The organism is Crossiella sp. CA198 (genome assembly GCF_052078295.1).
GTDB lineage: Bacteria > Actinomycetota > Actinomycetes > Mycobacteriales > Pseudonocardiaceae > Crossiella.
The window spans coordinates 184,882-199,524 of sequence record NZ_JBQJIM010000002.1 but is presented as its reverse complement, the minus strand read 5'-3'; the positions used below and the strand labels follow the sequence as shown (position 1 = coordinate 199,524).

Below are 14,643 nucleotides of genomic sequence, written 5' to 3'. Positions count from 1 at the left end.
CCCTCGTGGCAGGACGAATCCGGGACAGCGACATAGCCGAGGTCCGTGATCGCTGCCGGATCGACATCGTGGTCGGCGAGTACGTCAACCTGGGCCGAGCCGGTGGTGGCACGCTGAAAGGGCTGTGCCCATTTCACGATGAGAAGACCGCGTCATTCAACGTGCGGCCCAGCAAGGGCACCTTCCACTGCTTCGGCTGCGGCGTCGGTGGCGACGTCATCCAGTTCATCCAACAGTACGAGCACATCGGCTTCGTCGAGGCGGTGGAGCGGCTGGCCGACGGCATCGGCTACCGGCTCACCTACACCGGCGGCGGCGCGACCGTGCAGCGCGACCGGGGCACCAAGACCCGGATGCTGGAGGCGCACAAGGCCGCCAGCCAGTTCTACATGGAACAGCTGCACACCCCGGAAGCGGTCAAGGCACGCGAGTTCCTCGCCGAACGCGGCTTCGACCAGGCCGCCGCGGACCGTTTCGGCTGCGGCTTCGCCCCCGCGGGCTGGGACCGGCTGACCAAACACCTCATCGGCCGCGGCTTCGAGATGGACGAGCTGTACAAGTCCGGACTGGCCAAGGAAGGCCGGCAGGGCCCGATCGACCGGTTCCACCGCAGGCTGCTGTGGCCGCTGAAGGACCTGGGCGGCGAGGTGGTCGGCTTCGGCGCGCGCCGGATCTTCCCGGACGACCCGATCGAGGCCAAGTACGTCAACACCAGCGAGACCCCGATCTTCAAGAAGTCGCACGTGCTCTTCGGCATCGACCTGGCCAAACGGGAGATCGCCCGTCGCCGCCAGGTGGTGGTGGTCGAGGGCTACACCGACGTGATGGCCATGCACCTGTCCGAGGTGCCCACCGCGGTCGCCTCCTGCGGCACCGCCTTCGGCGCCGACCACATCTCGGTGCTGCGCAGGCTGCTGATGGACGACGACGCCTTCCGCGGTGAGGTGATCTTCACCTTCGACGGCGACGCGGCCGGTCAGAAGGCCGCGCTCAAGGCCTTCGACGACGAGCAGAAGTTCGCCGCGCAGACCTTCATCGCGATCGCCCCGGACGGCATGGATCCCTGCGAACTCCGCCAGGACAAGGGCGATGTGGCTGTGCGGGACCTGGTCGCCCGGCGGCAGCCGCTGTTCGCCTTCGCCATCCGCACCCTGCTCGCCGAACACGACCTGGACACCGCGGAGGGCCGGGTGGAGGCATTGCGCCGCACGGTTCCGCTGGTCGCCCAGATCAAGGAGGAATCCCTCCGGGACGAGTACGGGCGGCAACTGGCCGGCTGGGTCGGCTGGGACGACACCCCCGGGGTGCTACGCCGGATCCGGGAGATCTCGGGCGGCAAGGCCGCCCCGGACAAGCCCCTGCGCCGCCGCCCGGTGGACCCGAACCAGAGCGCGCTGGCCGTGGAGGTGGACGGGCCGAGCAGGCCGTCGCCGAAGGACCCGCAGTTGCACTCGCAGCGCGAGGTGCTCAAGGCGGCGATCCAACTGCCCGGCATCGCGGGCCCGGCCTACGACTCGATCTCCGAGGACGCCTTCACCCACCCCGCCTACCTGGAACTGCACCGGTCCATCCTGGCCGCGGGTGGGACCTCCTGCGGACTCTCCGGGGCGACGTTCGTGGACGCGGTCGGGCAGCGATGCAAGCACTCGGTGGTGCGCTCGCTGGTGACCGAGCTGGCGGTGGAGCCGCTGCGCACCAGGTCGGCCGAGGACCGCTACGTGCTCGGCTTGATCGCCAACATGCAGGCCAGCCTGGTGGCCAGGCAGATCGCCGACATCAAGTCCAGGCTGCAACGGATCTCCCCGGTCACCGCGGGGGAGGAGTACCGCGCGCTCTTCGGCGACCTGGTGGCCATGGAGCAGTACCACAAGGGACTTCGGGAACAGGCGGGTGGCGTGTAGATGAGCTGGTGGCGACGCTTCACCGAGAAGATCACCGGCGGCGTCCGGCTGCCCGAGGGCGTGCGGGTGCCGCTCACCGGGGAGGAACGGATCATGGCCGTGGCCGAGCTGGCCGGCGGTGGGCACCTGGTGGCGACCTCCTACGCGCTGGTCGTGGCCGAGGACGAGGAGCAGCGGCGGATCTCCTGGCACCTGGTCAGCAAGGCGGTGTGGGGCAACGACGTGCTGGTGGTGACCGAGGCCGCCGAGCAGGGTGCCGCGGGCGAGGCAGTGCTGCTGGCCGACCTGCCGCCGCGGCGCTACCCGCTGGCCCAGCCGGCCAAGCTGCCCGATGTGGTGCACGCCAGGGTCACCGGCTCGATCCGGTCCACCCACCGGCACGAGCTGCCCGGCGGCGGCGCCTGGTTCGTCCAGCGCAAGATCCCCGGCCGCGACGGCGTGCAGCTCCAGGTGCGCGCCGACCCCGGCACGGACGAGGCCGCGGTGCGCGCGCTGGCCGCGGACGTGGCCCGCAAACTCCGCGAGGCCCAGGCCAACGCCTTCTAGGACAACACCTGCCGGAACACACCCGCACCCCCTTCCGGCCACACCACTCGCGCTATAAAGTACGTACGTACGGTTTGCTAAGCGTGCTGGAGGTTGCCGCATGTGGGATCCGACTACCTACCTGGCCTTCGCCGGCCACCGCGAACGCCCGTTCCACGACCTGCTCGCCAGGGTCGGCGCCACCGACCCCCGCCAGGTCGTCGACCTGGGCTGCGGTCCCGGTCAGCTGACCCCGGTGCTGTCCCACCGCTGGCCCGCGGCGAAGATCACCGCGCTGGACTCCTCGGCCGAGATGGTCGAGGCCGCCAGGGCCGCCGGGATCGACGCCGCGCTCACCGACGTGCGGGACTGGCAGCCCGATCCGGACGCCGACGTGGTGATCTGCAACGCCGTGCTGCAGTGGGTCAACGGCCACCTCGACCTGCTGCCAGCCTGGCTGGACCGCCTGCCCGCCGGCGCCTGGTTCGCCTTCCAGGTGCCGGGCAACTTCGCCGAGCCCAGCCACACCATCCCGCGCGGCATCGCCGAAAGCCCGGCCTGGCGGGACACCCTGGGCGGCACGTTCCGCCCGGTGGACGCGGTGCCCCGGCCCGAGGTGTACGCGGGCGTGCTCGCCGCGGCCGGCTTCGCCGCCGACGTGTGGGAGACCACCTACCTGCACGAGCTGCGTGGCGCCGACCCGGTGCTGAACTGGATCAGCGGCACCGCCCTGCGCCCGGTCCGCGCTGCCTTGGACGAGACCCGCTGGCCGGAGTTCACCGCCGAACTGGCCCCCCGGCTGCGCGCCGCCTACCCCGCGCACGGCGAGGACCTCACCTGGTTCCCGATGCGCCGGATCTTCGCCGTGGGCCACAAGAAATGACCCTCGCACGGGTGGTCGCGCTGGCTCGCTACCCGGTCAAGTCACTGCGCGGCGAACAGCTCGACCGGCTGGAGTTCGACGACCGCGGCGTGACCGGGGACCGCTGGTGGGCGGTGCGCACCGCGGCAGGCAAATTCGGCTCCGGCAAGAACACCCGCCGGTTCACCCGGCTACCCCACCTGCTCGAGCTGTCCGCCCGGCTGCACGGCCTGGCCGAACCGATCGTCACCCTGCCCGACGGCGCCGAACACAAGGCAGGCGACCCCGCCCTGGACGCGGCCGTGTCCACCCTGGTCGGCGAGCCGGTCACGCTGACCCCGGAGGCGGACATCCCGCACCTGGACGCCAGCGCCGTGCACCTGGTGACCACCGCGAGCCTGCGCTGGCTGGCTGCCCGTCTGGACCGCCCCGACCTGGCCTGGACCCGCACCCGGGCGAACATCGTGCTCGACACCCCCGGCGACGGACGTCCCGAGGACGACTGGACCGGTCACAGGCTCCGCATCGGCGGCACCACCCTGGAGGTGCTGGGCGGCGCCGTCCGCTGCGTCATGGTCGGTCAGGCGCAAGGGGATCTGCCCGAGATCCCCCGGCTGCTGCCCGCCCTCGCCGGGCACGACCTGACCTTCGGCGTCTACGCCCGGGTGGTCGAGGCCGGCTTCGCGGCCGAGGGAGATCCGGTGCTGGCCCGCTGACGATCCACCTCGGTCACGAGCTTGTCACCCTGCCCCGCCCGCACGGTCCCCTCATCCCGCACTCCGGCCCGCGGACTCGTCCGCCCCAGCCGCTCGTCGATCTTGGCCCGCACCGCCCCCGCCGCGCCTTGCACGGCCGGGTGGCCCACCAACCGGTGGTACGTCCGGACCAGATCGTCGTACCGCTCCCGTCCCGCCCGAGTCCCCAGCACGTACCCCACAGCAACCCCAAGGGCGAACCTGATCATGACTCCTCCTCTTCTTGACCTGCGTGAACACCCAGGTTCGCGGGGCGAAGATCCCTGGGAAGGGGGGTGGTGAAAACCGCTCCGCGGGGTGCGCTAAGGTATTACCCGTCAGGCACCGCCGGACACATGCCAGTCCTCCGTAGCTCAACTGGCAGAGCATGCGACTGTTAATCGCAGGGTTGTTGGTTCGAGTCCAACCGGAGGAGCTTCACCCCAGGCCAGTGGCCTGGGGTTGTTTGCTTTCTTGGGGTAGGTCGGCCGGGGTGGCTGACGTGAGCCCTCTTGGTCGACTGTGACGGTCCGGAGGATCCGTCCGGGGTTTTCGGTGTGGTGGCCCGGAAACTGGGATGCCGGGTGCGGGCTGGGTTCGTAGGTTGCCGGCATGGCGACGCAGGTGATTGTGCTCAATGGTGGGTCGAGTTCGGGGAAGTCCGGGATCGCGCGGTGTTTGCAGGCCGTGTTGCCGGAGCCCTGGTTGCTGGTGGGGGTGGACACGTTCATCGAACTGTTGCCGGGGTCGCTGCGGGGGGCCTCGGGTGGGGTGGAGTTCGGGGCGGATGGGCAGGTTGTGGTGGGGGCGGGGTTCCGGGCGCTGGAGGACACCTGGGCCGTGGGGATCGCGGCCATGGTGCGGGCGGGGGCTCGGGTGATCGTTGACGAGGTGTTGCTCGGGGGTGGGGACGGGCAGCGGCGGTGGGGGGCCGCACTGGCGGGGCTTGAGGTGTTGTGGGTGGGGGTGCGGTGTTCGGCCGAGGTGGCCGCGGGGCGGGAGCTGGCTCGGGGGGATCGGATCGCCGGGATGGCGGCGGCGCAGGCTGATTTGGTGCACCGGGGAGTGGTGTACGACCTTGAGGTGGACACCGTGGGGGTGGAGTCGGTGGCGTGTGCGCGGGTTATCGCGGCTCGGGTTCGGCGTTGAGGGTGGGGTTGTTTTTTGGAGTGAGGTGGGGGTGGGCTTTGGCGGGAAATGGGGGTTGACACGGGGGTTGTCGGGGTGATTTGTGGGGGCAATCTTTGGGTGTGGAAGTTTGCGGAGGTAAATGGGGCTGAGGGGTGCTGAGGGGCCGGGATTGTCGGGGGGCGCCGATAGGGTTAGCAGTAGTTCGACAGGCACGGAAGATGCAGGTCAGAGCTACTGGAGGTGGTGGATGACGGCAGCGGAGACCGAGGTTCCCCAGGTGAAGCTTGGGGCGATCATCGACTTCGTGGTCAGTGGTCCGGGGTTGCAGACCAGGACGGTGGAGAATCTTCGGCGGATGTATCTCGACGAGGCTGCTCGGCCGTGGTTCTACTACGAGCCGATGGTCAATGGGGTAAAGCGCGCACTGGCCAGTGAAGAACCGGGGGAAGTGCTGGATTCAGTGGTGCGGCGGATTGACGATCCGGCTAAGTCGGCGCATTTCCAAGAACTACGAGGGGGATTTCTGACATGGTTGGCGAAGGCACGGCCCGCGCTGGTTCCGGTCGGCGGCTCGGTGTGGCGGGGCAGCGACGGCGAGGTTGGGATCAGTCCGCACCTCGGGCTCACGCTCGGCGCTGATCCGCGGCCGCACGCGGTCATGCTCTACCTGAAGAAGCCCGAGCTGACCCAGGCCGCGGCCAACATTCCACTGTGGATGGTCGAGCGGCAGCTCGCGGAGATCCTGCCCGGTGGGCGGGCGGCCATCCTGGACGTGCGCCGGGGCAAGTTGTTCCGGTTGCGCGCCAACGCCTCCCCGAAGCGACTGGACGCCTCGGTGGCGGGGGCGCTGGCCAACTTCAGCACCATCTGGCAGGCCATCGCCTAGCCGGTTCGCGGCGACGGGGTCCTCCGCCGAGTCCGCCCCAGGGGGCTCGGCGGACCCGCCGCACCCCGGGTGCCGCGGCAAAAATCGCGTACCCCTACGGATGTTCCCCCGGATTGTCCGGCGACCTCGCTCGCCCGGAAGGTGCTGGCAGCGGCCGATTTCCCTGCCGACCGCCACCACCTCGCGGGAGGAACACCGTGAACATCACCCGGAGGGCGAGCTTGATCGCCCTGACGGTCACCGCGCTCGCCGTGCCCCTGCTACCCGGCCTCGCGCTGGCGGAGCAGGAGCCCGGCGGGCGTGCTGTGGCGCCCACCGACCTCGCCCAGGCACCCCCGGCCGGACCCGGCACGCTGTCCATCGGCGGGCAGCGGGCCTCGGTCAAGGACTATCCCTTCATGATCGGCGGACTGCGTGAAGGCGGGCCCCGGCCGCAGGGGCAGACCTGCACCGGCTCGGTGATCGCCGCGCGCAAGATCCTCTCCGCGGCGCACTGCGCGGACGCCGCCGGTGAGAAGTCCTTCCTGTACGGGCTGGACGACCTCAACGCCAGTGGTGGGTTCCGCACCAAGGTGCTGGAGTACAAGAAGCATCCCAAGTACGTGAACTTCGACCAGGGCTATGACGTCGCGGTGGTCACCGTCGCCGACGACATCCCGGTGCCCGGCGGCGCCTACGCCAAGGTCGCCACCTCCGCCGACACCGGCCTGCACGCCCCCGGCAAGGCCGGCCTGGGCCTGGGCTACGGCAAGAAGGACCACAACGACAACACCCGCAACGTCGAGCTGCACAAGTTCGAGCTGCCCATCGTCGAGGGCAGCAACTGCAACGGGGTCGGCGCCGGGTTCCGCGAGGCCACCATGATCTGCTCCGGCTACCCGGACGGCAAGATCACCATCCTGCAGGGAGACAGCGGCGGACCGCTGACCGTGGACGGCAAGGTGGTCGGCGTCGCCTCCTGGAGCCGCAGCGACTTCCGCTGGTACTCCGTCTACGGCCGGCTCAACAACGACATGGGTGACTGGGTCAAGGTGCAGCTCGAAGGCGGCCAGGAACCCCCGCCGGGGGACATCAAGCTCGCGCTCTCCCCGGCGAGCGGCAGCGCCCGGCCCGGCGGCTTCCTGCAGACCAAGATCACCGTCACCGGTGGTGGCCAGACCACGCTGACCGCCAGTGGCGCGCCCGCCGGGACCAGCGTGTTCTTCTCCCCGGCCACGGTCAGCTCCGGCGGCAGCTCCACCGCCTTCATCTGGACCGGCTTCAACACCCCGGCCGGCAGCTATCCACTCAAGATCACCGGCACCTCCAACGGCAAGACCGGCAGCGCCGAGTTCGCCCTCACGGTTACCCGGTAGTCGGCGTTCTGCCAGGTGGGACGGGGTTGCGGCCCCGTCCCACCGCTTTTTATTCAACACCTGTTGACTTGCTGCTGGACTCCGCGCTACCGTTGCGCCAGTGCATTAGTTGCGTGCACGCAAGGGTTTGGAGGATGTCATCAGCGCGACGGAGCGGGACCGGCTGGTCGAGGAGCTGGGGGTCATCCGGCGGGAGCTGATCGGCGAGATGCTGATCAACCTGAGCCGGAGCACCGGCGGCGCCGACCTCCAGCTGGTGCAGATCGCCACGCTGTTCACGCTCGACCGGGGGAGCGAGCCGACAGTGCGCGAGCTGGCCGAACGCATCGGGCGCTCGGTCTCGGCGACCAGCAGGCTGCTCGACCAGCTCGCCCAGCGCGGGCTGATCCACCGGCGCGAGGACGAGAGCGACCGGCGCGCCAAGCGGATCGGCCTGACCGAGGCGGGCGCGGGGTTCCTGCTCGGCGTCGCCCGGAGCCGGGCCGAGGGCCAGTTGCGGCTGATGACCTACCTCTCCGAAACAGAGCAGCGCACCGTCCGCGAGGCGATGACGCTGCTGGCCGATGCGGCGAGGAGGCACGGGGATGAACACAGGTGAGCCGGTTGTCCTTGACCTGAACGAGGTCAGGGCCGGCGCGGGGGAACTGGTCGGCGGCAAGGCGGCCAATCTGGGGGAGATGATCGGCGCGGACCTGCCGGTGCCGCCGGGGTTCGTGCTCACCACGCACGCCTACCGGGCGGTGGCCGATCCGCTGGAGCTGAGCACCGCGGCGCAGGACCCGGCCGCGGCGCGGGAGCTGATCCGCACCGCGCCGGTGCCCGCCGGACTGGTCGGGCTGATCACCGACGCCTACGCCCGGCTCGGCCGGGACGAACCGGTCGCGGTCCGCTCCTCGGCCACCGCTGAGGACCTGCCCTTCGCCAGTTTCGCCGGGCAGCAGGACACCTACCTCAACGTGGTCGGCGCGGACGCGCTGCTGGACGCGGTCCGCCGCTGCTGGGCCTCGCTGTGGACCGACCGCGCGGTCAGCTACCGGGAGACCAACGAGATCGAGCACGCCACCGTGCGGCTGGCCGTGGTGGTGCAGCGGATGGTGGCCGCCGAGGTCGCCGGGGTCATGTTCACCGCCAACCCGGTCACCGGCCACCGCGAGGAGATCGTGGTGGATGCCAGCCCAGGGCTGGGTGAGGCCGTGGTGTCCGGTTCGGTCAACCCGGACCACTTCGTGCTCGACGGGCACACCGGCGCGATCAAGCAGAGCCGCCTCGGCGACAAGCTGCTGGTCATCCGCGGCAAGGCCGGTGGCGGCACCGAGCACAGCACCCGCGCCGCGGCCGACGGCGAGCCCTGCCTGACCCCGGTCCAGCTCCGCGATCTGGCCATGCTGGGCCGCCGGGTGCAGCAGCACTACGGGGCGCCGCAGGACACCGAGTGGGCCATCGACGGCCACGGCACGCTGTGGCTGACCCAGTCCCGGCCGATCACCACGCTGTTCCCGTTGCCGCACACCGACAAACCGGGTCTGCGGGTGTTCTTCAACGGCAGCGTCGCCCAGGGCGTGTACCGGCCGATCACCCCGGCCGGGGTGGCCGGGCTGCGGCTGGCCACCGGCGGGATCAGCGCCGCGGTCGGCCTGCGGGTGCCCGATCCGGTGGCCGGGCCGCCGCTGCTGGCCGTCTCGGCCGGGCGGTTGTTCTTCGACATCACCCCGATCGTGCGCAGCAGGGTCGGCCGCGCGATCGCGCCCAGAATGCTCGACCTGATGGAGGCGAGGTCAGCCCAGGTGCTCCGGGATCTGTTCCAGGACGAGCGGCTCAGCGTCACCCAGAAGTCGCCGTGGCCGTTCCTGCGCACTATCGCCAGGTTCGGGCGCCGCACGCACGCCCCGGTCACCGTGCTCGGCGCGTTGCGCGATCCGGCCAGGGCGCGGAACAAGGCAGACCGCATCACCGCCGAGATCGACCGCCTGCTCACCGTCTCCGACGGGCTTACCCACGCCCAGCGGCTGGCCTTCGTCGAGACGGCCATGCCGGAGGTCACCGGCCCCCGGGTCGCCCGGATCATGCCGCTGATCCCCGCCGGGTTCGTGCTGCTCGCGCTGGCCGGGAAGTTGCTGGGCAAGGACGGCGGCGCGGAGGAGCTGCGGATGGTGCTCAGCGGCATCCCGCACAACCCGACCACCGAGATGGACCTGGAGCTGTGGCGACTGGCCACCGCCATCCGCGCGGACAAGGCGGCTGCCCGCGAACTGCTGGACACGCCCAAGGAGGACCTGCTCATCCGCTTCCGGGTCGGTCTGCTGCCCGCGACAATCCACAGTGGACTGACCGATTTCCTGGCCAGGTACGGACATCGGGCGGTGGCCGAGATCGACCTCGGGGTGCCGCGCTGGTCGGAGGACCCCACGCACGTGCTCGGCGTGCTGGCCAACTACCTGCGTGCCGAGCACCCCGACCTGGCCGCGGACGCCCAGTTCGCCCGCGCCGCCACCGAAGCCGAGGCCAAGGCCGCCGACCTCGTCGCCAGGGTGAGCAGGCGCAGCAGGCTGCGCGGGAAGCTGCTGCGGTTCGCACTGGACCGGGTGCGCGGCATCGCCGGATTGCGTGAGCTGCCCAAGTACCTGCTGGTGCTGACCCTGGCCCGGATGCGCGCCCAGTTGCGGCTGCTCGGCGAGGAACTCGCCGCGCGTGGGCAGCTCAGCACGGCCGAGGACGTGTTCTTCCTGGACACCAAGGAGGTCAGGGCCGCACTCGACGGCGCCGACCACCGCGAGCTGATCACGCACCGGCGGGCCGAGCACCAGCGGGAGCTGCGGCGCAAGCACCTGCCGCGGATCCTGCTCTCCGACGGCGCCGAGCCCGAGGCCGAGGCGCTGGCCAACACCGAGCAGGTCGAGGGCGCGCTCACCGGCACCGCCGCCTCCGCCGGGTCGGTCACCGGCATCGCCAGGGTGGTCATGGACCCGACCGGCGCGCACCTGGAACCCGGCGAGATCCTCATCGCCCCCTCCACCGACCCCGGCTGGACCCCGCTGTTCCTCACCGCGGGCGGCCTGGTGATGGAGATGGGCGGGCCCAACTCGCACGGAGCGGTGGTCGCTCGCGAGTACGGCATCCCGGCCGTGGTCGGGGTGTCCGGGGCGACCGAACGGATCAGCACCGGGCAGCGGGTCACGGTCAACGGCTCCAGCGGTCAGGTCACTGTCGAGGAAGTGTGATCTGGACCTCACCGGAGAACCGATCGGTGCCTGGAGACGAACTCCCGGTACCCGATGACACCCCCGGTTCAGGTGAGGTCCGATGCCCCGAACTCCGCGCCTGCGGGAATGGCCAGTGCCGGCGCCGCGCGCGCTGGTGGTCCTGTTGCACGGCGGCCGTGAGCACAGCCACGGCCGCCCGCACCGGGGCCGCCTGACCTACCTGCGAATGCTGCCCTTCGCCAAGGAACTGCACCGCGCGGGCCGGCGGCACGGCCTGCTGGTCTGGCTGCTGCGCTACCGCTTCCGCGGCTGGAACGCCCCCGACCTCGACCCGGTCCAGGACGCCCGCTGGGCCCTGGACCAGGCCAGACGTCAACATCCAGGGGTGCCGGTGGTGCTGGTCGGGCACTCGATGGGCGGGCGGGCCGCGCTCCGGGTGGCCGGGGACGACGCGGTCCGCGGGGTCGCCGCGCTCGCACCCTGGCTGCCCGCGGGCGAGCCGGTCGAGCAGCTCGCCGGGACCACCGTGCTCATCGCGCACGGCGACCGGGAACGCTGGACCGACCCCGGGCTCTCCTACCGCTACGCGGTGCACGCCCGCCAGATCACCGAGCGGGTGTGCCGCTTCGACGTGCACGGCGACAACCACGCCATGCTGCGCCGGGCCGCCGAGTGGACCGCGCTGGTCCGCCGGTTCGTCTTCGGGGTGCTCGGCATCGGGCCCTGGGACAGCGAACTGGCCAGGGCCTTCGCCCTGCCCGCGCCCGACGGGCTGCGGGTGCCGCTGGCGGGGGTGCGGGCGTGAACCGGCCCAAGGTCGCCGTGATCGGCGCCGGCGTGGCCGGACTCACCGCCGCCTACCTGCTGCAACGTCGCTACGAGGTCACCCTGTTCGAGCAGGAGGCCCGGCTCGGCGGGCACGCGCACACCCATGACGTGCTCACCCCGGACGGCAGGCTGGCCGCCATCGACAGCGGGTTCATCGTGCACAACGAGCACACCTACCCGTACCTGCTCAAACTCTTCGGCGAACTCGAGGTGGCCACCCAGGCCGCGGAGATGTCGATGAGCGTGGCCTGCGAGGGCTGCGGACTGGAGTACGCGGGCGCGCGGCGGCTGCCCGGTCTGTTCGCCCAGCCCGGCAACCTCGGCAACCCGCGCTACCTGCGGCTGCTCGGCGAGGTCACCCGCTTCCACCGGCACGCCCGGCGGCTGCTGGCCGATCCGGATGCCTGGGATGTCACCCTGGGCGCGTTCCTGGCCATCGGCGGCTACTCGCGTTACTTCACCGACCACTTCATGCTGCCGGTGGTCTCCGCGGTGTGGTCGGCCGGACCGGAGCTGAGCCGCCAGTACCCGGCGCGCTACCTGTTCGAGTTCCTGCGCAACCACGGCCTGCTCTCCGTCGGCGGCAGTCACCAGTGGCGCACCGTCACCGGCGGCTCCCGGTCCTATGTGGAGCGCGCGGCGAAGAACCTGGCCGCCGTGCACACCGCCACCCCGGTGCGCGCGGTGCACCGCGGCGCGGACGGCGTGCTGGTCCGCGGCGAGGACGATGAGCTGCACGCGGTGGACAAGGTCGTGCTGGCCACTCACGCCGATCAGGCCCTGGCGCTGCTGGCCGAGCCGACCGCGGCCGAACAGGCCGTGCTGGGCGCGTTCCGCTACTCCCGCAACGAGACCTGGCTGCACACCGACCCCTCGGTGCTGCCCCGCGCGGCCGGGGCCAGGGCCGCCTGGAACTACCGCAAACCGGCCTGCTCGCCCGACGGCGGACCGGTGCTGGTCAGCTACCACATGAACCGGCTGATGCGGCTGGCCGAACCACTGGACTACGTGGTCACCCTCAACGCCACCGACCGGATCCCGGCGCACGCGGTGCTGGCCAAGATGGTCTACGAGCACCCGGTGTACACGCCGGAGTCCGTTGCCGCGCAACAACGTTTGCCCGAGCTGAACACCGAGGTCACCGCGTTCGCCGGGGCCTACCACGGCTGGGGCTTCCACGAGGACGGCTGCGCCGCGGGGGTGCGGGCCGCGCGGGCGCTGGGCGTGACCTGGTGAACGCCGCGCTGTATGACGCCGAGGTGACGCACGTGCGCCGGGAGCGGATACGCCGGGTGTTGCGGCACAAGGTGTACCTGTGGCTGGTCGACCTGGACGAGCTGCCCCGGCTGCCCTGGTGGCTGCGGCCCTTCGCCCGGTTCGAGGCCCGCGACCACCTGGGCTCACCCGAGCGGACGATCCGGGCCAATGTGGCGAACTTCCTGGCCACGCGCGGAATAGACCTGCGCGGGGGCCGGGTTGTGATGATGGCGAACGCTCGCCTGCTCGGGCACGTGTTCAACCCGATCAGCGTCTTCTGGTGCCACCGCCCGGACGGTGGACTGGAATGCGTGCTGGCCGAGGTGCACAACACCTACGGCGAACGACACTGTTACGTGCTGCACCCCGACGAGGACGGACGGGTCCAGGTGGACAAGGAGTTCTACGTGTCCCCGTTCCTGGCCATGGGCGGCCGCTACCAGATGCGGATCAGCCCGCCGGGGGAACGCGTGGCGGTGACGATCACGTTGCGCCAGCAGGACAAACCCCCGTTCGTGGCATCCCTGCGCGGTCGGCGGCGACCGGTCACCCCCGGTGCGCTGGCCAGCCTGCTGCTGCGGCGCCCGCTGCTCACCTATCGGGTGAGCGCGCTGATCCGGTTGCACGGCATAGCGTTGTGGCTACGCCGGGTACCCGTGGTTCGCCGACACGCGCACGTTCCTCAGGAGGGCATCCAGTGACGACACTATCCGCTGGTCCTGCCGCGACGGCCGGACGTGGACTACCGCGCCCGGCCGAGCAACGCTGGCCCGGCCTGGCCACCGCGCCCGACTCGCCGCTGCGCGCGTGGGTGGCCGAACGCCTGTTCCGGCACGCGGTGCGCGATCTGCCGGTGCGGGTGCTGCTGGCAGGCGGCGAACGCCTCGGCGCCGGCGGACCGGGCACCCCGGTCATGCGCGTGCTGCGGCCGCGCGACTTCTTCCACCGGCTCGGCGCGGACGCCAAGATCGGCTTCGGCGAGTCCTACATGGTCGGCGACTGGACCGCCTCCGAGCTGGCCGACCTGCTCACCCCGTTCGCCGCCCGGATGTCCCGGCTGATCCCGAAACCACTGCAGGCGTTGCGGCGCTGGGTGGAACGCACCCAGCCCGCCGCGGAGAAGAACACCGTGCACGGCGCCCGGGAGAATATTCACCGGCACTACGACCTGTCGAACGAGCTGTTCAGCCTGTTCCTGGACCCCAGCATAACCTACTCCGCGGCCTGGTTCGCCGCGGACGGCGCGGACCTGGAACAGGCCCAGCTGCGCAAGATCGACGGCATCCTGGATTATGCCGGAGTCGGTCAGGGCACCCGGTTGCTGGAGATCGGCACCGGCTGGGGCGCGCTGGCGATCCGGGCCGCCGAGCGCGGCGCCCAGGTCACCTCGCTGACCATCTCACCGGAGCAGAAGCAGCTCGCCGAGCAGCGGATCGCCGCGGCCGGGCTGAGCGAGCGGATCACCGTGCGGCTGCAGGACTACCGGGAGGCGCGGGGCGGTTACGACGCGGTGGTCAGCGTGGAGATGATCGAGGCGGTCGGCCGGGAGTTCTGGCCGGAGTACTTCAGCACGCTGAACAGGCTGACCCGGCCCGGCGGGCGGGTGGCGATCCAGGCGATCACCATGCCGCATGACCGGATGCTGGCCACCGCGGACAGTTACAGCTGGATCCACAAGTACATCTTCCCCGGCGGCATCTGCCCGTCGCTGGAGTCGATCGGGCGCAACGTGCGCGAGGACACCGAGCTGACCGGCGCGGGCCGCAGGCCGCTGGGTCCGCACTACGCGCAGACCCTGCGGCTGTGGCGGGAGCGGTTCCTGGCGAACTGGCCCCGCGTCGAACAGCTCGGCTTCGACCGCACGTTCCGCCGGATGTGGGAGTTCTACCTGGCCTACTCCGAGGCCGGGTTCCGCTCCGGCTACCTCAACGTGTGGCAGATCGCCTTGTCCCGCAAGGGATAGC

The 14,643-nt window shown here is 71.0% G+C and carries 13 protein-coding genes and 1 tRNA gene; all 14 read left to right on the top strand.

What is annotated here, in order from left to right; translation table 11 throughout:
* Positions 1-5 precede the first annotated feature (5 nt).
* The 14 genes from dnaG (at position 6) to ACTOWY_RS03385 (ending at position 14,642) form a co-directional block, all read left to right on the top strand.
* A complete protein-coding gene (dnaG, locus tag ACTOWY_RS03450; RefSeq protein WP_441308137.1) occupies positions 6-1,901 on the top strand; it encodes a DNA primase in 1,896 nt (631 codons plus the stop codon).
* Positions 1,902-2,447 (top strand): hypothetical protein, encoded by a 546-nt coding sequence (locus tag ACTOWY_RS03445; RefSeq protein ID WP_441308136.1) that lies wholly within the window; start codon positions 1,902-1,904, stop codon positions 2,445-2,447.
* A gap of 100 nt (positions 2,448-2,547) precedes the next feature.
* Entirely contained in the window at positions 2,548-3,309 is a 762-nt protein-coding gene (locus ACTOWY_RS03440) for a trans-aconitate 2-methyltransferase (protein WP_441308135.1), read from the top strand.
* The gene (locus ACTOWY_RS03435) at positions 3,306-4,004 is read left to right on the top strand and encodes an MOSC domain-containing protein (RefSeq protein WP_441308134.1); all 699 of its coding nucleotides are present in this window, start codon (positions 3,306-3,308) and stop codon (positions 4,002-4,004) included. The genes ACTOWY_RS03440 and ACTOWY_RS03435 overlap by 4 nt, the downstream gene beginning before the upstream one ends.
* Positions 4,005-4,385: 381 nt before the next feature.
* Positions 4,386-4,458: transfer RNA gene (locus ACTOWY_RS03430), tRNA-Asn, on the top strand.
* A 176-nt stretch (positions 4,459-4,634) separates the two neighbouring features.
* Positions 4,635-5,171, top strand: coding sequence for a chloramphenicol phosphotransferase CPT (gene cpt / locus ACTOWY_RS03425; RefSeq protein WP_441308133.1), 537 nt, complete (start codon positions 4,635-4,637; stop codon positions 5,169-5,171).
* A gap of 229 nt (positions 5,172-5,400) precedes the next feature.
* A complete protein-coding gene (locus ACTOWY_RS03420; protein WP_441308132.1) occupies positions 5,401-6,039 on the top strand; it encodes a hypothetical protein in 639 nt (212 codons plus the stop codon).
* A 197-nt stretch (positions 6,040-6,236) separates the two neighbouring features.
* Positions 6,237-7,394, top strand: a complete 1,158-nt coding sequence (locus ACTOWY_RS03415; RefSeq protein ID WP_441308131.1) for a trypsin-like serine protease — start codon at positions 6,237-6,239, stop codon at positions 7,392-7,394.
* A 109-nt stretch (positions 7,395-7,503) separates the two neighbouring features.
* Positions 7,504-7,992 carry a MarR family winged helix-turn-helix transcriptional regulator gene (locus tag ACTOWY_RS03410; RefSeq protein ID WP_441308130.1) on the top strand — a complete coding sequence of 163 codons (489 nt, stop codon included), beginning with the start codon at positions 7,504-7,506 and terminating at the stop codon, positions 7,990-7,992.
* Complete coding sequence (locus tag ACTOWY_RS03405; protein ID WP_441308129.1) at positions 7,979-10,612, top strand: PEP/pyruvate-binding domain-containing protein; 2,634 nt, start codon at positions 7,979-7,981, stop codon at positions 10,610-10,612. The genes ACTOWY_RS03410 and ACTOWY_RS03405 overlap by 14 nt, the downstream gene beginning before the upstream one ends.
* An 82-nt stretch (positions 10,613-10,694) precedes the next feature.
* On the top strand, positions 10,695-11,399 hold the full coding sequence (locus ACTOWY_RS03400) for an alpha/beta hydrolase (protein ID WP_441308128.1): 705 nt from the start codon (positions 10,695-10,697) through the stop codon (positions 11,397-11,399).
* Entirely contained in the window at positions 11,396-12,658 is a 1,263-nt protein-coding gene (locus ACTOWY_RS03395; protein WP_441308127.1) for an NAD(P)/FAD-dependent oxidoreductase, read from the top strand. The genes ACTOWY_RS03400 and ACTOWY_RS03395 overlap by 4 nt, the downstream gene beginning before the upstream one ends.
* Positions 12,652-13,380, top strand: coding sequence for a DUF1365 domain-containing protein (locus ACTOWY_RS03390; protein ID WP_441308390.1), 729 nt, complete (start codon positions 12,652-12,654; stop codon positions 13,378-13,380). Before ACTOWY_RS03395 ends, ACTOWY_RS03390 begins: the two co-directional genes overlap by 7 nt.
* Positions 13,377-14,642: a class I SAM-dependent methyltransferase gene (locus ACTOWY_RS03385; RefSeq protein WP_441308126.1), complete on the top strand. Its 1,266-nt coding sequence runs from the start codon at positions 13,377-13,379 to the stop codon at positions 14,640-14,642. The genes ACTOWY_RS03390 and ACTOWY_RS03385 overlap by 4 nt, the downstream gene beginning before the upstream one ends.
* Position 14,643 lies beyond the last annotated feature (1 nt).

Bases quoted from the DNA above. Each gene is read 5' to 3' on its own strand.
- ACTOWY_RS03445 (WP_441308136.1), top strand. From the start codon at position 1,902: ATGAGCTGGTGGCGACGCTTCACCGAGAAGATCACCGGCGGCGTCCGG.
- ACTOWY_RS03440 (WP_441308135.1), top strand. From the start codon at position 2,548: ATGTGGGATCCGACTACCTACCTGGCCTTCGCCGGCCACCGCGAACGC.
- ACTOWY_RS03435 (WP_441308134.1), top strand. From the start codon at position 3,306: ATGACCCTCGCACGGGTGGTCGCGCTGGCTCGCTACCCGGTCAAGTCA.
- cpt (WP_441308133.1), top strand. From the start codon at position 4,635: ATGGCGACGCAGGTGATTGTGCTCAATGGTGGGTCGAGTTCGGGGAAG.
- ACTOWY_RS03420 (WP_441308132.1), top strand. From the start codon at position 5,401: ATGACGGCAGCGGAGACCGAGGTTCCCCAGGTGAAGCTTGGGGCGATC.
- ACTOWY_RS03405 (WP_441308129.1), top strand. From the start codon at position 7,979: ATGAACACAGGTGAGCCGGTTGTCCTTGACCTGAACGAGGTCAGGGCC.
- ACTOWY_RS03400 (WP_441308128.1), top strand. From the start codon at position 10,695: ATGCCCCGAACTCCGCGCCTGCGGGAATGGCCAGTGCCGGCGCCGCGC.